Source organism: Candidatus Nitrospira neomarina, assembly GCF_032051675.1.
Taxonomy (GTDB): Bacteria; Nitrospirota; Nitrospiria; order Nitrospirales; family UBA8639; genus Nitrospira_E; species Nitrospira_E neomarina.
Window position 1 is genome coordinate 2580949 of the sequence record NZ_CP116968.1, and the last position, 20309, is coordinate 2601257.

Genomic DNA, 20309 nt, shown 5'->3' on the forward strand with positions numbered 1-20309 from the left:
CCCCAACAAAGAGATTTCCTATTAACACACAATAAAAAAAGGAATGGGATCGGTGATAGGAGGAACTTTTGCCCCTTTTTGGGAAAAGACCTTTTTCCTTGAAAGAGCGTCTGAGCCTGTTCCAGTGTATCAATACACAAAATCGTAATTTGGGTCAAGTTGAGACAGGCTCACCTTCCTGGCTTGGATCATGGCACCGCCCATTCCTGGGAGGGCTATTATCTCCTTCGCCGAACCTGGTACAAAGAAGGAACCCGAGACACATTGAAAGGCCCACACAGAGGATGAAAACTCAAAAATTATCATCTGCCACGACTCAAGAAATTTCCAGAATGTATAATGTGTTGGACTATGATCGGCTTGGCCCGGTTTATTGTGACGAAGGTGGAGACGCCTTTTGGGAGGACCGCCGAGGTCCTTGCAAGAAACTGGGGATCGCGATTGCGAAAGCCCTCCGCACCCGTTTGCCGGCAATGGGACGAAGTTTATATGTGGGAGCAGGAGTCCCCGAAATTCCGATTTTGCTCATGGAACGGCTGGAATTACATCGAACGGTATGTCCCTATAATCTTCGGCAAGCAGAAGTGGATATTCTCAACCAAGCCGGGGGAGAAAATGGAATACATTTTTACTGCGGGTCGGCAGAGACTGCGACAGGCAACGTTGATCATCTTTGGATTGTCAGCGTTCTGAATGACCCGGAAGAATTTCCTAATCTGTCAGTCCTTTTTTCATACGGCCGTGCGGACCCTCTGGCATTTGACGTTTCGGCCTTTTCACACGAACGGGAAAAAGGAATTCGCTTATTTGCCAATTGCATGGCCAAACTTACCATGCCAGGGTTGCTCACGACCTCGGTGGAAGAAATGCCCTGGGTTGAACACTGGTGCCACTCACAGGGCATTCCCTATCTAGTTGAGGATCGGACCTACCCAACAGCCTTGGTAGGCGATCCGGTATGTTTCATACACGTTGGATAAGGACAACTTCTCTTTTTTTAGCACTCCTGCGGGATAAGGGAAAGAACCAGAGTGGTTATGAAACCGATTCTCCTTGGATTGATTGGCGTAGGACGACACGGCTACCGTTATCTTCACCATTTGCTCTCCGTCGAGACGGGAGGAAAATTGATTGCCATCAGCCGAAGAAACATGGAAGAAGGCATTCGACTTGCCGCTGAAAACTCCCTCCGTTTTTACCCGAATTATCGTGATCTTTTAGCCGATTCGGCTATTCAGGCCGTTTTGATCGTGACCCCTCCCTCACTCAATCTTCCTATTGCCTTAGAAGCCATTCAACATGGCAAAGCGGTTCTTCTGGAAAAACCTCTCGCCCTTACCCCGATCCAAGGCCGCCAAATCGTTGAAGCAGCCACCAAAGCTAAAATTCCTCTTATGACTGCCCAGACTCTGCGGTATGAGCCCACAATCCGGCAATTGCAAGCCCTCGCCTCATCCTTAGGTCAATGGCGCTATCTTGTGTGCACCATGCGATTCGAATGCCGCCAAGAGTTGCCTCAGAAAAACACATCATGGAGCAATTATGGGGTCCTTATGGAGTTCGGGATTCACTTGCTGGATCTGGTCCGTGTCCTCACTCAGGATGAGATCCATTCGGTCTCGGCTGACATTAGTCGACCTACGGCGCATGACCCCGAAAATCTGGCTTTCATCAAACTGATGACGCAGAGAGGAGTCCGCTGTTATCTCGATATTTCACGCCTCAGCCAGGGGCGAGTCACCCGCGCAGAAATTATGGGGTCAACAGGACAAGTCCAAGCCGATTGGACGACCAACATCGTTCGGAAAATTTCCGGAAGAAATGAGGTATTAGACTACCCCTGCCCTTCCAGTGCCACGTTGATTGAAGTGCTTCGAGACTTTTGTCAGGCGATTCGAACCGGAGGCCCTATGCCCGTTACCGCAGAAGATGGGTTACGAGCAGTGGAAATTGCCGAAGCCTGCTACCGATCGGCACAGACCGGGAAACCCGTTTTCCTCAATTAATTCCGGTATCTTCATGACCGGCCTCCTGGCATTTGTGCTCTCCAAAGCTCATAAGCATCATGGATGGATGATCCTTTGATGCGATAGGCTACTTCGGCTTCACGGAAGATTTTTTCAATCAATTCCCAATCCTGCCGGGAAATATTATAGCGTTGAAAAAGTTCAATAAGAGCTGGTTTCTCCCACATTGGTATTTTGTGATTATAGCTCACGAGGCTCTCTAACAATTTGGATGTCAAACCACTCTGATGCATTGATTCTAAAAGCTCTGCACTTTCCTTTTCAAAACGCTGTTTAACCGCCGCTGAGACATATTCGCTCAACTCTGAGGATTGCGATTTCACTAAGGCCGACTGCATTTGAATAAGGCCATGAATCAGTTGATTGGCCTGGGAGGTCCCCTCCGGTGGAAGAACATTTGCACTTTCAAAGGTGGCTAAAAGGGCCATGACGGAACCAACCAAGGCCGAGCCAGTTCTCTTTGAAGAAAAATCTGGCGAAGGCTGGGGAGACGAGGCAACCTCGCCGTCAGCAAAAAATACATGACCCGCCACCCACGGTTTATACGTATAGGCTAAGGGAACGTTTATATTCTCCTTTTGAATTGGATTCAAATTTTCAACTTCTGAAAAGGACTCATTCTTCAAACCTCCCTCACTTCTACTTAGACCAACCTCACACAGGAACAGGACAGTCGCCCATATCCATACAATCAAGAAGATCCACGAGGATTTACGAGTGTCAACCGGGCAGATTATCAAATTCATGACGTTCACTGATTTTTTGGTCCTATGAACCATTTCCTTGCTGCCTTCGCGTTTTTCAGGAAAACCGATGTATGGTCAAAGGACCGATATAATAAGTCCAATAGGCAACCGGCAGATTCTTCCTGTGTTTGGGGAATTTTTTTGCTTCAGGAAAAAGACCTTCACCTTCCTAACAGATAATTTCGATAAAAATCCATTGTCTTCTTACCTCATTTCTCCAAATGATAGCCGGTACCGTTTTTGCTTCTTTAAAATTAAAGGAACAACCGATAACTTCACTTTCTCTCTTTATATCTTAATCATGAACGACCCCTTATGTACCTCTCAACTGCCTTCTCTCGAACGACCAAAAAACTCGGACCTTCCCCGATCACTTCGTTATTATCAAAAGGGCATCTTACATCCCGAAGCCTGGTTTTCAATTGTGGAAAACGATTACATTAAATTCGTAGATGCGGTGAATTGGGATTCGCTATTTCCGGAACAGAACGCTGGCTATCAAGTTCTAGACATTGGATGTGGACCCGGCCGATTTCCTAGAATGTTGCAGGCATGGCTTCCGTCAACAATACGCCTTCATTATGATTATTTGGACCCTTCCCACTATTGCCTCTCCACCTGCAGCCAATCTCTACGCCGGCCATTTCTCCCCAGACATGCCTTGCAAACCACCTGGGATAATGCTGAAAATTTCTTGGCTCCAGGTTCTTACGATGTGGCATGGGCGATTCAATCCTTCTCTTGCCTGGATCATGCCTCTCTCCATCCTTCATTGTCCCGACTAATCGGTGCTCTGCACCCATTTCGAGGAACCGCATGTATTGTGCTTGCCAAGCAAGAGGCTTTTTTCTCACAGCTGCATCATACCTTCTTTCAAGAATGTTCCCCTCACGCTTCAGTGCCCTATCTTTCTGCAGAGTCGGTCGTTGCTGTTTTAGAAAAACTGGGAGTTTCTATCACTATTCGAGAAATAGCCTGCACCCATAGCATTTCAATCCGGCATGATCGACTATTAGAACAATACCTCCAACAGGTCGTTATGGACTCAACCCCCCTCCCAAACTGGATGAAGCAGCCAAGATTACGACAGCTTGTAGAGTCCTGCCGTGATGGTGAGACCTACCATTTTACCAATCCCTATTGGCTCATATTGTGTACACCCCCATCCGCAGGAGCTGGAGGAAGGCTTCGGCTTCAGCAATACCTCTCATCGGTAACATCTTGTAAACTCGCCTCCTAGAAATCTCACAAAACCACCCTCCTAGCCATCTCAGTGGACAAGACTCTGTGGCGTCTCCCCACTGCGCATCCCTTTTTCTCTTCTCCTGTTGATTCCTCGGAAAATCATCATCGCCAGGGCTGGACGTACAAACTTTTGTCCCACCAACATTGACCATTTTCCTAGCATTATGAGACATTCAGGAAACGAATAATCGACTGACCCTATATTCCATTCATCAACGGTTATGATCCAAGGAGCACTGTTTCATGTCAAAAACCTTGAAGAAAAATAGCCTCCCCCTGACTGAGGGACCGGACCGTGCCCCCGCTCGCGCGATGCTCAGAGCTGTAGGCTTGACCGACGACGACTTTACCAGGCCCCTCATCGCGATCGCCAATACCTGGTCGGAAATCACCCCTTGCAATTATCATCTCCGCGATTTGGCGGCGAGTGTGAAACAAGGGGTTCGTGAGGCGGGAGGGACCCCCATCGAATTCAACACAATCGTGGTCTCAGACGGTATCAGCATGGGGACGGAGGGGATGAAAGCCTCTTTGATTAGCCGAGAAGTGGTGGCGGATTCCATCGAATTGGTGGTTCGCGGACATTTGTTTGACGGAGTCATTGCCTTATCGGGTTGCGACAAAACCATTCCCGGATGCGTGATGGCGCTGGCCCGTCTGAATCTTCCATCAATCATGCTCTATGGAGGCTCCATTATGCCTGGAGAATTCCATGGAAAACCGGTATCGATCCAGGACGTCTTTGAGGCTGTAGGATCACACGCCAAAGGAAAAATGACGACGGAGGAGCTGATTGAATTAGAGCGACGAGCCTGCCCGGGAGCCGGGGCCTGCGGTGGTCAATTTACGGCGAATACCATGTCAATTGCATTTGAGTTTTTAGGAATTTCCCCAATGGGATTCAATGGCGTGCCAGCCCTCGACCCCAGAAAGCACCAAGTGGCCAAGGAATGCGGAAAAATCCTAATCAATCTCCTGAAAAACGATCTTCGCCCACGGGATATTATCACTCGCCCCGCATTGGAAAACGCCATCGCGGCAATCGCCACTACCGGTGGATCCACCAATGGGGTCCTCCATCTTTTAGCCTTGGCCCATGAAATGTCGCTCCCATTAAATATTGACGATTTTGATACCATTAATCGCCAGGTCCCGCTTCTGGCTGATCTGAAACCAGGAGGTCAGTTCATGGCAGCCGACCTCTATCAAGCAGGAGGCACACCGTTGGTGGCAAAATGGCTTTTGGAATCTGGCCATCTCCATGGAGACCAAATCACCGTCACCGGACGAACGTTAGCTGAAGAAGCGGCCACAGCCAAGGAAACCTCAGGGCAAACAGTTCTTTTTCCCCCTTCCCATCCAATTAAGCCAACGGGAGGACTTGTGATTCTGAAAGGCAACCTTGCTCCAGAAGGTTGTGTTGTCAAAGTGGCTGGCCATGCCAAATTAGCACACCATGGCCCGGCCAAAGTCTTCGACTGCGAAGAAGATGCGTTTCAGGCAGTCCAACAAGGAAAAATCATGGACGGGGATGTGGTCGTTATCCGCTATGAAGGGCCACAAGGCGGACCGGGGATGCGAGAGATGTTAGGCGTAACGAGTGCTATTGTCGGAGCAGGATTAGGCCAATCAGTCGCCCTTTTGACGGACGGACGGTTTTCAGGAGCCACGTATGGTTTCATGGCTGGACACGTCGCCCCTGAAGCCGCAAAAGGGGGCCCGATTGCGGCGGTTCAAAACGGAGACATGATTCATATCGACATTACTGCGAGACGTTTGGATGTTGAACTTTCAGAGCAAGAGATTGAAGGCCGTTTGGCAAAATGGACTCCACCACCACCAAAATATACAACTGGCGTCCTGGCCAAATATGCCAGGATGGTTTCCTCGGCATCCCTGGGAGCCGTAACGTCTTAACGGATCATCCTCCGGGAACAGACATTATTTTTTAAGAGGAACATTCGACTTCTTTTGGGCAATTTGGACCGATTGAAAGGCCTTGTCCTTTTGCCCAAGTGCCGCCTCTTGTTCAACCTTCTTAAGGAAATCCTCTGGTCCGTGTACAGGAGCATACGTGAGAGTCACCACTACATCCATTGATGGCGCATCCTGCGGTGTGGGAAATGAAAAGACCTCTACCCGCATCTCTTCAGGTTTAAGCAGGGTGTCGCGTAATACCTTTTTTGCCTCAAAATCAAAGACCGTCTCTTTTCCCTCAGCATTCCCAAATGTCCGTTCATAAAAACGTTGTTCATTGTAAACCTTTTTGAGATTTTTCCCAAAAATAGAAAGATCAACGACGACCCGAGACCATCCGGGATGGGGCAACGGCAAATTATGCGGGACCAAGCTCTGAATACTGACCTGCACTTGTGAAGTTTCAGGAGTGGTTTCAGTGGTAAAGTCCAAGGTGACAGCTTCCGCGCGGACTTTTCCGAATCTCCCAGGGAAACTGTGATTGGCGACCTTCCTGACCCTCTCCCCATTAGCAGATTCATCAACTGCCTCTGGCATATGACAGAATTGACAAGGCTTCCCATTGGTTTCAGATTTGGTTTTTTCCCAAGATCCAAGCCAACCAGGGAGGTCCTTGGCAGAGCCTGAGGTCTTTGGAAGTGAATCATGGCAGGTCACGCAGAATTTTGACTCTCGATAGAGATCCAGCTTTTGTGATTGATGTGCCAGGTTCTCAGCGGCTTTGTCATATCCTCCAAAAATCGTCGTCCCCAATTGAAATGTTGGCGTTGGTGGATGGGAATTCATGTCCACATCCTGAATAAGATGGCATTGAGGGCAGCCGACTCCATCCATCTGTGGGTCTTTTGATTGAACTTCCTTAAGGAAACGAGGCAAGTGGTCAGGATACTCAAGAATGTGAGGCGCATGACAGCGAAAGCACATTGCATGATCTTTTTTATCGGTTGAAGCCAGATATTGGTCCAAGGTTACTCGGAAAGGGGCAGTCACAATCGAACGCGATTGAGCTGAAGCTTCCCATTCTTCGAAGACCCTAAGGTGGCAGCGTTTACATTTCTCGGAATTGGGAAATGATTTTTCTAATGGTTTTTTGGTTGAAGACGATTCACCTGCGACCGAGCCAAGAAGAGGCGCCGTCAGCAGAAAACATCCCAAAACCAGCAAAAATATCCCTCTCCTCACACCTGTACTCCTGCGGGCACTCTTTTTATAGCTTTTCCTCATCAGACAATCCTTCGTATGTTATTCAACAAAAAATCTGGACGTTTCTGCTGCCTATAAACTCATGGTGCGAAACGTGAGGAGACGCGGAGAAGAATAATCATGAATAATGCGTTCTGCAGCTTCCCGTTCTTTATCGGAAGCCAGACTTTCAAGGAATTTCGCAGCAAGAGCCTTCGAGGGCTCAGGAATGAGCGAATAACTGACTGAGGCCTCAATGAGGGAAGCCTCTGAATCTTTGGGATATTTCAACGTAAATGGGATATGTCTGGTTGTACCTCCATTGACAAATGGTCGGGGGATCGGACCACGAAGCAGTTCTTCAAATGTTCGGCCAAACCGTTCCTGATATTGATCGATAACCTGTCCATCTGAATTTTTGAGAGTTATCGTGACATAAAATTGTTTTAACACTGGATCGCCACCCGGAAAAGTATGAGGCAAGGCACCATTTCGCACCAGGACTTCTCCCTCAACCTGCCCCTGAACCTTTTTAACCTCAATATCCACCCGCGAAAACCATTCGGCCTGTAAATTTCTATTGCTCAGCATAATCCCCGGAATCACAATACCTTGGAACCAATGCCGCCCGATTGGCCGAGTGAGGGCTCCACGTTGAGAGGTTGAACTCCCGGTAGAACGCTCCATATGACAATCCTGACAAATCGTGCCTTTCAAAATTTCCCCTGGAATATCAGCCCGAGTAACATCCCTTACCTTATCAAAGTGGCAGGATGCACAATAATGGGCCCCTCGATAAATATCCACCTGCCCGGATGGATGCACTAGATTCTCCTCTGGTTCTGCGTAGGGTCCGTAAAGAGTCTCCCCGGAGGTAATTTTAAAAGTGGGGTGCCCATAGGCATTTTCTTGAATGCCGGTAATCAGGTGACAGGCACTACAACCGATGCCTTCAATTTTGACCCGTTTTCCCCCTTTCATCACTTGATCAATAACTCGATCAGTGTGTTGAGGGAACACGGTCACCGCTGGAGCATGACAAGAAAGACAGCGAGTACGTTGCTCCTGATCCGGATCCGTTTGAAGCCACAGGCCTAAAACGGTTTTGAACACTGGAGAGGTGAAAGCCGTCCCATGCAGGAGAGCTCCATCCACGCGGCCAAATGTCTTTAAATCCATGGTCTGCTCGCGCATCCCCTTCCACTCTTCATAATGCCGGTCATGGCATTGTTTGCATTGTTCGGAAGGGATAAAAACTTGTTCAATTTCCTTAATCCAGGATTCTTCTGCTTCACCAACAACCGTGCTTGGCTGTTGACCAAACCCGATGCCGGATAAACAAAAAATCCCCAACATGATTGTTAAAATCCATCGGTTGTACATGGGTATTATTTCCAAAAACCGAAAAATTTTACTAAACAGATTCTTCATGCAAGTAACTTAATCCTGCAGAATTCGTACAAAATGGAAATTAAGCCCTCCGGTAACCCCTTGATTATCGGGATCCGCAGGTTCATATGTGGCAACAGTAAAATTCTTTGTGGGGAGGGTCTGCTCCAAGGCTGTTCCCAAATCTACAAGGGATTGAATTTCATATTTATCCACTTCCTTAATGATCGCTTTCACTTTTATGCCTGACAATTCAGCGGGAGACCCTCCTATGACGGCATACACTACCACCCCTTCAGCTTTGGTTAAGCCAAGAATTTTCTTGACCTCCTCATCTACTTCCCCCACATCGATGCCAAACTTTTCAGCTAGAATCAGGGCTTTTTCTTTGGTCATACTCTCACTTGGCGGTTGACCAAATGCTTCTCCTTGAAGAACCATCATTCCAAACCACAGGCACCAACATATTAAGAACACTTGCATTCCGCCTGTAGATCTCATCCTCTTCATTATTGGGATCCTCATGATGAGCTCTGCGTGGACTCAATCCCTCCTGCCCCATGTTGAGATGAGGCCTGAACAGGATCAATAAGTAATTGCATCCAGGAAGCAACAGATTTTTGCCCATTCCGCTCCTTATTTTCTCCATTCCAAACGGCAAAGGCTATGGCTTGCATGCGCCCGGGAACCAACATCGCTTCATTGTCCAAATCGTCTCCCATAGACGTCAAAGGCCGTTTCATGACCACTCGCCATAGGCCATTTTTCCATTCCCCTTGTCCTTGAATTCGTCCCTGCTGTTCTTTGCTAGTTAGGGTGCTAAACCCTCCTCCCACGAGGTCCTCAACCGATGAAGGCCGACGCGGGATCACTTCAAACCGGCGAGGACCTGATTCCTCCCGCTTAGATTCTTTGGCTCGCTCGGCCCGCCGATCCACGTCGCTTTGCCAATCCGCTTTCCAATGCCAAATATTCACATAATGATCAAGTTGGCCCATGCAAAAAAAGGCCGGTGCATCTCCCAGAGGCAGAGCCACGGCAACCCCATCCCTAAAAACCCCGGGCGTCAATGATTCATTAATTGTGGCATCCTGCCATTCCAGCAAAAACGCAATATCTTTTCCGTTATGAATTGATCGAATAGAGAGGGCTCTCGCACTTGGCTCCGGCCATACCGGTCTGGTAATGATTTGGCCACTGAGAGGAACAGGGAGGGGAGCCACGGTCTCCCACGCTGAATCGGAAGGATGGGAAGGCACTTCCCCTTTTGAAAAATGCGAAAGGACAACCATACCCTGGGAACTGACAAGGGGGACTTGATACCAAGTCAATCCGAATAAAACCACCAACGCAAGAACCACAAACGAAATAATCCGTTTTTTGGCGTGAATTGTGCTCAATTCTCGGTTTCCTTGGAAATTTTAAAGATTCAATGCCAATAATATTTCAAGAATGAGAAAAACTTAATTCATTATTACATATATTTTCGCGAAGAGATTCTTGATCATTCTCTATTTGAATGCGTGTTTTTCGAATTACAGCCCTATCCAATCTTGAGGGCAGAGCGGCGCGGAAAACAAACCGTAACAACGCTTTCAGGCATTTTGACCAAAAATGAGCAATGAGAAAAGACGGAGTCCCACCAACAGGATATGAGGAGAGTAGAGAAGCGAAGCAAATGATATAGCTTAGAAACAATAAGTGTGACAGCAATTATTGATCTCACTGGGGCAGGAATAGCTGTACCGGAACAGCTAATCTCTATTGAAAAATCAGATTAGCCTCATTATCGTAATTTTACCCGACGAATTTTATTTTCATTCCGTTCACATATGTACAAATACCCCTGTGAGTCCAAGGTCAGGCCAGCTGGAGTATTCACAATTGCCTCTATGGCAATAAGGCCATCACCATGTTTCAACATCCCAGCGTCTTCTTTTGCCACAAAGCGCGCAGCACCGCACCCACCCATATTTTTGTCATCGTAGCCACTATCGCCATTCCCCGCGACGGTTGTAATGATACCGGTCTGGCAATCAACTTTTCGTACCCGGTGATTCATGGAATCGGAAATATACACATTTCCATCTGAGTCCACCACAGCGCCCTCCGGGACATTAAGCATGGATTTCACCGCTAACTTTCCATCGCCGTCAAATCCATACCGACAGATGCCAGCCACGGTGGACATCGTGCCCGTTTTCCGATCTAGCTTTCGGATGCGGTTGGTTCCCTTATCGGTGATATATAGATCCCCATGTTTGTCCACATCGATATCGACCACGTCATACAACTTGCACTCCAAAGCCGGCTTGCCATCGTCAAGATATAGCGATAAATCCAGTCCATCGGAACAACGGGGACGCAGTAAGCCTTCATCGTTGCTAAAATCTATCCCAATCGCATCGCCAGAAAGAACAATTAGATTTTGAGCGGTCAGAGGGCTCACGCGCTCATCATCTTCTGCCGTCCAACATCCGGCAATGGTCGTCAGCATTCCTGTCTGAGGATTGTAATGCCGGATCCGATGGGCTTGAGTGTCTGCAATGTAAAGATGATCCTGATCGTCGATTGCAATGGCTGCCGGATAGGTTAAATTGCACTCCAAGGCTGGCCCATCCCCATTATATCCCCACTGCCCCGTCCCGATGATGGTCGTAATGATTCCTGTATCCGCGTCAATTTTTCTGATTCGATTGCTGCCTGAATCACAGACATAAATATGATTGTGAGAATCACACAAGACATCTAATGGAAGGTAAAGCCCAGCTTCCCCACAAGGTCCGTAATCGCCGCTGTAACATGTCTCACCGGTCCCCGCAAAGTTATGCAGAAGGCCTGTTTCCATATCCACCCGCCTGATTCGGTCAGAACCGGATTCGGCAATGTAAAAAAACCGACCATCCCGATCAACCGTAATATGGTTAGGCAGCGGAATTCCAGATTTCACCGCTCGCTTACCATCACCCGTACTGCGAGATTTTCCATTGCCGGCAAAGGTTTCAATCACTCCGATTTCTAACGCGGTCTCGATACTCATAGACAATTCACCCTTCAAGGTTCATTTCAAAAAATCCGGCCCAATCGCCACCACGGAATAGCCTTTTGGCCCCTCGCCGTTTTAGCAGAATTAGGCCTTAGAGGACGCAGGAACCTGTTCCTGTTGAGCCGGCTGGACTGCTGCCGGTGGCATTGGGGAACCCGTTTCCAACGGGGCGGTCTGCATAGGCTGTGAAATTTGCGGTTGAGCATTTCCCTGGTTGGCGGATGCCGAATTTTCAGCCTGTGCTTGGGGGTCTATGTCATATGCTTCTGCCTCTTGAACAGATTTCTTGAACCCTTTAATCGCTTTTCCGACCCCTTCGCCCAATTGCGGTAATTTTCCCGCCCCAAAAATGATTAGCACAATCATGAGGATGAGAATTAATTCTGTAAATCCTAAGCTTCCAAACATGGTACCTCTCCTTGTTGGGGTATCACTTTTTCACCGTTTCACGCGAACGCTTGTTAAATCGATCCTTGAGACGATTTCTGGTTTCTTCCGCCTGCTCAAACATCTTACACTTTTCATAGGTGTTAATCAGATTATAATAGGCCAATGGTTCGTCCTGATTATTTTCAACGGCATCTTCCATGACCTTTACTGCCATATCAGGTTTCTTCAGATTCAGGGCAATTTCCATGAGCCTAAAACTCGACTCAAGATGACTTGGATCAAACTGCAGGACTTTCATATACGCCTGCATAGCCATGTCTATCGTATTAAAATCGGAGACATTGGGATCATCCAATTTTTCATAGACTCCAGCCAAATTATACCAAGCAATCGGATCTTCAGGTGAAATTTCGATCAGACGTTCGAAATACTCTTTGGCCTCCAGAAATGCATTTTTGTCATTATAGAGTCGGCCGACATTAAAAAGTGCAAGAACATCATAGGGGTTTAGTTCCAGCGCTCGTTTAAATTGAGCCGTGGCCTCATCCAACATCCCTTTCGTTCCATAGATCGTTCCAAGATTCGAGTAGTACATGGCTAGAGATCGATCCATCTCAATCCGAATGCCCTCTGCCATCTCAATGGATTTCTTTACTTCCGCCAGTGCTTCATCCATCCGTCCTTTATTGAAATAAAGTTCACCCAAGCGACACCGCGCTTGAAAGTCGTCAGGCTCCTCACTCAGGAGCTTTTCAATCTCTGCAATTTCCTCATCAACCGTTAAAGGGCGATCTTCTGTGGTCGTCTCCCCCGACTGCGGATCCATTGTTTGGCTTCCAGCACTTTGTTCTTCCATTTCAGGTGTCCTAACTACTGTGTTTGCCCGTATACGGGACGAATTGGTTGATAGACTACCCCCTCTAGGGATTTCTTACGAAGTTTTCCTAACGTTCCTCTTTTATCAATATTTAGCAACATTAACCCAAGCACTACCATCAAGGTCAAATGTGATAATTGAAGCGCATAGCCTGCCATAAACATGAGGCCTAGCCCATATCCTGCTAATCGACCAATCAACACTAACTTAATCACGGTATACGCCCAGCAGGTAAAGCCCAACACATAAAATGCAAAAGGGAGATAAAAGGTATAGCCCATTCCCATTTGAAAAATCCAGCCTATCCCCTCTCCAGCCTTCCTGACTTCTTTCGCCACTTCAGGGTTCCAAAGAGAAAGGAAATAATCCATGAACAGTAAGGCGACAAAAGCGCTGCCCCCGCTAATAACCAAAGTTAATCCCCACCGGCGTTGTTGCTTGTTTTTGGTAATAATTGAAGTAGTGCCATAGGCCCAAAATACCAGGATGCTTGAAAGAACCATGAGTGCTTCCCCGAGCCGATTCCCTTCATGCACCAGCGGAGGGGCATCAAAAATATTGAGCCATCCATACGTCGTTGACATCGTCTGATAATACAGCCATCCACTAATACCCAGGAAAAAACTACCTACCATAAGCCGTTGACTCAACACCCGGTGAGTAGCCCAATATTCCAAAACCAGAAAAACGATCAACCCAAACGCCAAAATATTATAAATAATGGTCCCGACCATGACTGGAGGAAAGAATAAGTAACCCACCGTACATGCTACCAATAAGGCCGCCAATGGAATAATAACCTTATCCCACTCTCCCACCCACAGCTTTGTCCGTAATTTTTGAACCAGCAAAATACCCAAAATCAGAAAAACCAGAATGGCCGTCATATTCAACAGAACAAACCCTAATGAAGAGAGTGTGCGAAATCCGATCCTGACCGCTTCATATTTTTCGGCTAATTTGCCAAGGTGCATACCCAACCGTGAAACCAGCCGATACAGCACCAATTCAAAAAAGGCTGCAAACAACAAACTCTTAAGACCCCATTCAAAAAGAAGCCCTGGGCCGTCGATTCTTTCCTGGTTCTTTTCAGTAGTAGAAATCATTTTTTTGAACTTCAGATATTGGTGCGCATGCGTAAGAAGATGGCTAGATTTTCATCCAGAATATCTTAATTTCTACACCCTAGAGGGCTCCACCTCAAGCTCTTTGTTATGCCGGGTGATATATAACAACCCATCCGCCATGGAGTAGTTAAAGGGTAATTCACATACCACTTCACTAATCTTTTCATACACATATTGATATACTTTTTCAGCCTGTTCTGGAGTCATCCCCGATTTTACTTCATAAAAGAACCCTAAGCTCAAATCTTCCGAGGCAGGTCGCATAATTCGTTGAATCCCATACCCCCCTGGATCGCTCATAATAGGAGCTTCCTTTTCTAAATCAAACAAGCACGGTTGACAGGAAAACCCATAGGAGGAATGCAGCTTCGTATTATTAACAATAAAATTCAATGTTTCCAATGATTCTTCCTCTGTTTCGGTCGGAAACCCTACAATCACATAGCAATGCACCGCAATTCCAAGATCAACACAATCGGAACAGATCCGATCAACATTTTCTTGGGTAATCCCCTTCACCATAAAATCCATCAACCGGGCATTATAGGTTTCCAAACCAAAGACAATTTTCTGACATCCTGCCTCCCGCATAGATGTAAGTAGCTCACGAGATAAATTCTTTTCAAACCGCAGCTCGGCCGTCCACTGTAAACCCAATTTTCGATGAATGAGTTCCTTACACAATCGCTTGGTTGGCGAAAGAGCCAGGCATTCATCCGTAAAGAAAAAATACGGTGTTTCATATTTATGGGACAACGCTTCCAATTCATCCACAACTTTTATCGGATCCTTTTGCCGAAAATTCTGATGATCCAAAGTCAGGGCACAAAACGCACAATCCTTATAATAACAACCCCTAGAAAATTGTACTGGCAACACCGTATGCGGGGCTAAATAGTCACCCAAGGGAAACCCGTCATAGTTTGGGGCTGGGTGGTCCGCAAGATTTTCCGAGTAAAAGGGTTGATTCACAATTATTTTTCCCTCTTGCCGCCAGATAAGATTCGGCACTTTCGAAAAATCTTTTTTCCCGTCTAGTTGATTTATCAGTTCCAAAAGTGCCGTCTCACCTTCAAACACAATGAAGTCATCTGTCAATTGAAACAACCGATCACACCGTCTGAGATTGTCTACCAGTCTTGTAAAAATACTACCCCCGATGGTGACATGAACCTCCGGATGAATTTCCTTAATTAATTTACACAGAGTTAAACCAGGGATAATCTGTGAGGTTGCGGTAATGGAGACTCCAACAAAATCTGGAATATCTTGTCCAAAAGCAGGAAAGAAAAATTTTCGATAAAGCACAAGATACGGATTTTGGTTTTCATCGTGGATAGCTTGGAGAATTTCTCGGGAAGAATAGATTGAATACGCAAATTGGTTGTCTACCACCGTCATTCTGGTGGGAAAATATAAAGAAGATACAACCTCCAACCACCGATCAATTAAAAAGAGACATTCTCGGTAACGCTCAATGTCGTAAAACTCTTCCCCACGCAATGATGCTTTAACGGGTTCGATTTCATCTATGAGATAAGGAAAGCGGTCAAGTGATTCAACAACACGAGCGTAATGCTCCTTACTCCCATAGCCGGTATCTCCAGAAACCGATACTTCCAGTTTTTTAACCAAATCAACTAACTGTGGATAAATATCTAACCCAAATTCTTTAGTTAACACCCTATCAAGCAACTCAATATTTAAATCGCGTTGCTGATGAACCGGAACACCGGATTTTTCAAGAAAGGCCGAAAGACACGGAATACTCAAATAGGGCTGAGAGGGATGCCAACTAGGAGGGAATAAAAGTGAAATTTTCACAATGCGGCTCCCAGGTAATGGGGAAAATAAGAAACGCAGAATTTGCCTATTTTAAATTTATACACGTCCCATTCTCTTCAATGCAACAATTAGCTTTTTCTTGTCTTGTCGGATAACCATTTATGCGAAATACGTGCTTATAAAAAAAACCTCCGGCAACTTCCCCCATTACTGGAGTCCATTACCGGAGGTTTTCAAGCTCAGCTACGTCCTATATGAAAAAGGACCTGTTCAGAAAAGGAATGAACTTAGTTTGGCATTTGAGCCGTAAACCAAGTCGAAATCCCTTTCATCCCATTTCGTTCTACGTTTGAACCGTCCCAGACCGCAAAAGCTACTGGGAAGCTCGATCCTGCCGCGAACTGAACATCATTGGGGTCTTGAGTTTTGAGACTCCGCTTCATGACCACTCTCCAGGTCGGACCGCTGCAGCATCCACCCTTCAGTGACCCATACGGCTCCCATAATCCATTTCCTACCACGTCTTGCGACGCCTGGGTAGTCAACGTACTAAATCCGTTAGCATTCAAATCTTCAACTGATCCCAGCCGCAGGTTAGGATCGGACATGATGTTACCAGACCAAATGCCGGGGTTAAATGGCCCTAAGCTCCGACCAATTCGGTCAGGATAGGTCACACCACCAGCTGGCTCTTCATAGTAGTAATCCCATGCAATGGAGGGATATTGATTATCCACATCCCACATACCGGCCACGCCCGCTCCAAGATCCTTTTGCCATTCCGCATTCCAACGCCATATGTTGACCGTCCCACCAGACTGTCCCATACATTGGAATGGAGGCGCCCCTGCAGATTGCACAGGGAATTGTACCGCCACTTGATCCCTGAAATCCTGAGGACCAATGGTGGTGTTATTTAATGTTTGATCCCCCCAGTTAGCCCAAACGCCGATTTCTTCGCCATTTGTTGCCATTTTGATCATCACAGTTTTCACTGAAATGTTCGGGTGCATTGGGGTCGTTATCGTCTGCCCACTTAATGGGGCAACGATACCGGGCACGGATTCCCATACAGGATTCGCCGCATCCATAGGGATTGGGCCAGTAATTTTGCCAACCGGAATCGTTACCGGTTGCGAGACGGCCAGCGGAATCTGCCCCATGGTCAAACCTACACACACCACCAGGACAGACAGAAGAACGCCAAACACCAGTCGTTTGTTACGCGTCTGCACCAATCTCATAATGACGCATCCTCCTTTGATAAAAGATTAAAACCGAAAAGACTGCTAACTACCTGTCTCCTCAAACCTGTCGCCACTAAAACAAATTTTAAAAATGACTTAACTCAATTCTATACTAAGCATTTCCTGACTGACCTGAAGTTCCACTTTCCTTATCCAAAAATGCATCTGCTCCAACTTCACTCATCAGAAGGCTTAGCTCATTTCCTTGATCTTGAGCACCACATTCAAAACTTTGACCTTCAGGGTTATTGTACGACGCAGGGCGATAGTCTGTTTCTGAATAAGGCTGAGGTGTCACCCCTAAGAACGCAATATCGAAAGCAATCCAATGAGAGGTGAAATCAGCCAAAATCTTATAAAAACCGTAATCGGCTTTTCTATTTAACATTCCTGAAAACAAAGGAACCCATCGACCAATATGCTCTTTAACGAATTTTTTTTCAGCTTCAATGACGGTTTTAAGTTTATCTGCTCCATCATGGAGAATGGCATATGATTCTTTGTACGCCAGATAATGCATAAATTCCAATTCTACACTCAAATGATCCAGGCGTTCATGAATATCCGGAGAAAGCTGAAGGCCAAAAGCACTATAAAAACCAGCAATGTCTCCCATTACGTAAGACTGCCCGAAAACATGATCATTTCCAAATAATGTCTCGTATGGCGGACAATCTAACGCGATGACATTGCTAAACACGCGACGATGCTCATCACGTAAGTCTTGAAGACTCCAGTTTTCGCCCTCTGAGGATATCCAAGATTCAATGGCATCAAAATTACCCACCAATGCATCAAGACGCTCTTGCGCTTCATTGCCACCTATATTTTGCAGCTCTTTTTTCAACCCTTCTAATGCCGACTTTCCATCCTCAACAAATTCCCCACTCTGAAGATAATCCAGAAATTCCTCGTCTTCTGGGTAGAGATATCCCCAGGACACCAACAGGTAAAGTTTGCTTCGACAAAGCGCCCGGTCAACAGCTGGCGCATCTTTTGGAGAAATCTTGACGGCCTTTTCATTTCCAGAAACTGGCATTCCGTTTTTCCCTGCTTTTTTCCCCTCTTTAACGCCTGATGTCATATTTCACCTAACTTTTAAAAATTTTTCATTTCACAAGCATTTGCTTCAATTAGGATCATTGTCAGGGCCATTAAGGATTCATGAAAAAGGGATCAGATAATAGGACAACAGCCCTATGAAGTCAAGACTTCATTATCCCTGATGGCCCCATAGTTTCCAGAATTTTCCAGGATTTGAATCCCCTAATTTTATCCTAGAAAATCCACACCAAAAAACTCCTTTTTATGCCTTCGTCCATTTTCCATACCTCCTAGCTTTAAGGTCCATATTCACACTTTTCTTCTCCAGGTCATTCAGATTATTAATATCATTAATCCTAAAATATCATACGGTCCTTACCTCGAAACAATCCGAATTGCGCTACGGTCATTTACCGTTCCACAGATATATTGGCATATGCCACAACCCACGCATACTGAATCATCTACACGAATGTGATAAGAAGCAAAATCCATCGAAAGTGCCTCCGTAGGACATTTAGACACACATGCATTGCAGCCAGTTCCTGCCGTACACATTTTTGCCAAAACTTTCGCCACTCCCATATTTACCTGAAACCGATCCGCAACGGGCAAAAGGGCCTCCGTTGTGCACGCTCCGATACAGGGGAGATCTTCACATAATTTGCATGGAGATTCTCCTGGATAGATAACGGGAGTATCATTACTCGCTAACACTTGAATGGCATCGTGAGGACAGACCTCGACGCAATCGGCGCATCCCGTGCATCGCTCCAAAAACAATTCCTCATCAACAGCCCCTGGGGGACGGAGCCACCCCGTTTTCTCAGGAACAGGCTCCTCCTTTTTTATCGGGGGAGGAGCATCACGATGTTTGACAAATTCATGAACTGTGGCGCCAAGGGAAATGGCCGACTGTCGAAGAAACATTCTACGACCTAATGTCGGATTGGACGAAGGTTGGTTTGGCAGATGGGAGTCCGACATTACGACGCTTTCAACAGTCTATACCAATAAAACCAATGGAACATGAGGATAGGTGTTTTCGAATTTATACCACTCCGGAGGCCCGTAGCTTATACACCTCCACGCATCTGTCACAGGCTCCATATTCCACATCCCAACCTGGGTGATTTTCTCGAATGAAATCTAAGACAAAACCTTCGAGCGTCTCATCCATGTTTTCTACCCAGGTATAAGTTGGGAATCGACAAAGAGGACACGGAAACCCTGGAAGAAGCATGGGTTTCGTTGGCACATCGGGAACCTCACTATCCTCAACCTCAATGGCTCTCTCAATCACTCGAATCGTATCAGAGGCCATTTCCACTAATTCGGCATGAGTAAGATAATCCGTCTGCCAAATGCCTTCAAACACGGATTCCACCTGACCTGGAGGAATTTTCCGATACCAAGAACGGAACTCCCGAAACCGATATTCTTTGGAAAACATCGGTTCTTTGCCTGTTCGGGCAATTCGGCTATCGACATGAAGATTCCACAGCACACGGTAACGATTTAATATCAAATGTTCTTCACCAGGGTTCAATCCTACTTTTGTGTCAGGATCGTAACCAAAGGCCTCATCTAACATGTCAGAAATATGGGTTAACTCATGTCGTAGGTACCGGGTAATGGCTGGATCATAAAACCGCCTCGGGATCAATTTAATACCCACCCCTTTTTTCCCGGCCTCTTCAAATTGGCGAGCGAGTTTTTCTTCGACCACTCCCCACTTTCGAAGAACATCAACCCCTTCCTGATCTTCTTTCAATACGCCTCGCACCAACACAATCCCAGTTTTATCTCGTAAAACCGGGAAGTCATCAAAAGCATCACGAAGAATTTCGGCAAACCCCCATTTAGCAAATAAATGTTGATAGAGGCGTTTGAACTCCGGATCACGGTCATCAAGGGAAAATTTCTCGTAAATGGGATCGGCAAACTCATGAAATTCATTAAAATAAGTCGGGTCCCCTTCACGCTCAGTTTTTTCCGCAAACGAATCAATCACCTCCTGAAGGAGGGCGGGTTGAAAACGAATTTCCATGAGCAAACCTCCGTTTACCGCAAGATCACCACAAGACGAGTTTTGTTTCTCGGAAGATGATCACGTAATAATAAATTCACAATAATTTGGGAGGTAGCTACCTTGACTCCCTCGAAAAGCGCCGTTTAGTATCATAACTAGTTGAATTATAGGAATGCGTTTTCCCTTTTGGCAAGA

General features: G+C 46.4%; 18 protein-coding genes and 1 pseudogene. 4 read left to right on the top strand and 15 right to left on the bottom strand.

Annotation, left to right across the window (positions count from 1 at the left end; all coding sequences use genetic code 11):
• The first annotated feature begins 284 nt into the window (after positions 1-284).
• Together PQG83_RS11100 and PQG83_RS11105 are read left to right on the top strand one after the other, a co-directional pair.
• Positions 285-980, top strand: a complete 696-nt coding sequence (locus PQG83_RS11100) for a hypothetical protein (protein ID WP_312740893.1) — start codon at positions 285-287, stop codon at positions 978-980.
• A 57-nt stretch (positions 981-1037) separates the two neighbouring features.
• Positions 1038-2006 carry a Gfo/Idh/MocA family protein gene (locus tag PQG83_RS11105; RefSeq protein WP_312740894.1) on the top strand — a complete coding sequence of 323 codons (969 nt, stop codon included), beginning with the start codon at positions 1038-1040 and terminating at the stop codon, positions 2004-2006.
• A gap of 11 nt (positions 2007-2017) precedes the next feature.
• On the opposite strand, the gene PQG83_RS11110 is transcribed toward PQG83_RS11105, so the two are convergent.
• Positions 2018-2722, bottom strand: a complete 705-nt coding sequence (locus PQG83_RS11110; RefSeq protein ID WP_312740896.1) for a hypothetical protein — start codon at positions 2720-2722, stop codon at positions 2018-2020.
• A 352-nt stretch (positions 2723-3074) separates the two neighbouring features.
• On the opposite strand from PQG83_RS11110, the gene PQG83_RS11115 reads away from it, so the two are divergent.
• Together PQG83_RS11115 and ilvD are read left to right on the top strand one after the other, a co-directional pair.
• Positions 3075-4013 (top strand): class I SAM-dependent methyltransferase, encoded by a 939-nt coding sequence (locus tag PQG83_RS11115; RefSeq protein ID WP_312740898.1) that lies wholly within the window; start codon positions 3075-3077, stop codon positions 4011-4013.
• Between the two features lie 248 nt (positions 4014-4261).
• Positions 4262-5935 carry a dihydroxy-acid dehydratase gene (gene ilvD / locus PQG83_RS11120; RefSeq protein WP_312740901.1) on the top strand — a complete coding sequence of 558 codons (1674 nt, stop codon included), beginning with the start codon at positions 4262-4264 and terminating at the stop codon, positions 5933-5935.
• 24 nt (positions 5936-5959) lie between these two features.
• Here the strand turns inward: ilvD and PQG83_RS11125 are convergent, their stop codons facing one another.
• The 14 genes and pseudogenes from PQG83_RS11125 to PQG83_RS11180 form a co-directional block, all read right to left on the bottom strand.
• Positions 5960-6781 (bottom strand): hypothetical protein, encoded by an 822-nt coding sequence (locus tag PQG83_RS11125; protein WP_312740904.1) that lies wholly within the window; start codon positions 6779-6781, stop codon positions 5960-5962.
• 30 nt (positions 6782-6811) lie between these two features.
• Positions 6812-7219: pseudogene (locus PQG83_RS20995) on the bottom strand (multiheme c-type cytochrome); the annotation flags it as partial.
• 51 nt (positions 7220-7270) lie between these two features.
• On the bottom strand, positions 7271-8608 hold the full coding sequence (locus PQG83_RS11130) for a multiheme c-type cytochrome (RefSeq protein WP_312740907.1): 1338 nt from the start codon (positions 8606-8608) through the stop codon (positions 7271-7273).
• A 9-nt stretch (positions 8609-8617) separates the two neighbouring features.
• Complete coding sequence (locus PQG83_RS11135) at positions 8618-9010, bottom strand: hypothetical protein (protein WP_312740910.1); 393 nt, start codon at positions 9008-9010, stop codon at positions 8618-8620.
• A gap of 77 nt (positions 9011-9087) precedes the next feature.
• On the bottom strand, positions 9088-9966 hold the full coding sequence (locus PQG83_RS11140; RefSeq protein ID WP_312740913.1) for an ethylbenzene dehydrogenase-related protein: 879 nt from the start codon (positions 9964-9966) through the stop codon (positions 9088-9090).
• 386 nt (positions 9967-10352) lie between these two features.
• The gene (locus tag PQG83_RS11145) at positions 10353-11606 is read right to left on the bottom strand and encodes an NHL repeat-containing protein (protein WP_312740916.1); all 1254 of its coding nucleotides are present in this window, start codon (positions 11604-11606) and stop codon (positions 10353-10355) included.
• A 90-nt stretch (positions 11607-11696) separates the two neighbouring features.
• Positions 11697-12020 carry a twin-arginine translocase TatA/TatE family subunit gene (tatA, locus tag PQG83_RS11150; RefSeq protein ID WP_312740919.1) on the bottom strand — a complete coding sequence of 108 codons (324 nt, stop codon included), beginning with the start codon at positions 12018-12020 and terminating at the stop codon, positions 11697-11699.
• A 22-nt stretch (positions 12021-12042) separates the two neighbouring features.
• Positions 12043-12858, bottom strand: coding sequence for a tetratricopeptide repeat protein (locus PQG83_RS11155; protein ID WP_312740922.1), 816 nt, complete (start codon positions 12856-12858; stop codon positions 12043-12045).
• Positions 12859-12872: 14 nt separating this feature from the next.
• A complete protein-coding gene (locus tag PQG83_RS11160; RefSeq protein WP_312740925.1) occupies positions 12873-13985 on the bottom strand; it encodes a hypothetical protein in 1113 nt (370 codons plus the stop codon).
• Positions 13986-14057: 72 nt separating this feature from the next.
• Positions 14058-15830, bottom strand: a complete 1773-nt coding sequence (locus PQG83_RS11165; RefSeq protein ID WP_312740928.1) for a B12-binding domain-containing radical SAM protein — start codon at positions 15828-15830, stop codon at positions 14058-14060.
• 248 nt (positions 15831-16078) lie between these two features.
• Positions 16079-17035 carry an ethylbenzene dehydrogenase-related protein gene (locus PQG83_RS11170; RefSeq protein ID WP_312740931.1) on the bottom strand — a complete coding sequence of 319 codons (957 nt, stop codon included), beginning with the start codon at positions 17033-17035 and terminating at the stop codon, positions 16079-16081.
• Between the two features lie 115 nt (positions 17036-17150).
• Positions 17151-18122: a TorD/DmsD family molecular chaperone gene (locus tag PQG83_RS11175; RefSeq protein WP_312740934.1), complete on the bottom strand. Its 972-nt coding sequence runs from the start codon at positions 18120-18122 to the stop codon at positions 17151-17153.
• Positions 18123-18457: 335 nt separating this feature from the next.
• Positions 18458-19069 (bottom strand): 4Fe-4S dicluster domain-containing protein, encoded by a 612-nt coding sequence (locus PQG83_RS21000; protein ID WP_376753523.1) that lies wholly within the window; start codon positions 19067-19069, stop codon positions 18458-18460.
• 64 nt (positions 19070-19133) lie between these two features.
• Positions 19134-20132: a hypothetical protein gene (locus PQG83_RS11180; RefSeq protein WP_312643619.1), complete on the bottom strand. Its 999-nt coding sequence runs from the start codon at positions 20130-20132 to the stop codon at positions 19134-19136.
• Positions 20133-20309 lie beyond the last annotated feature (177 nt).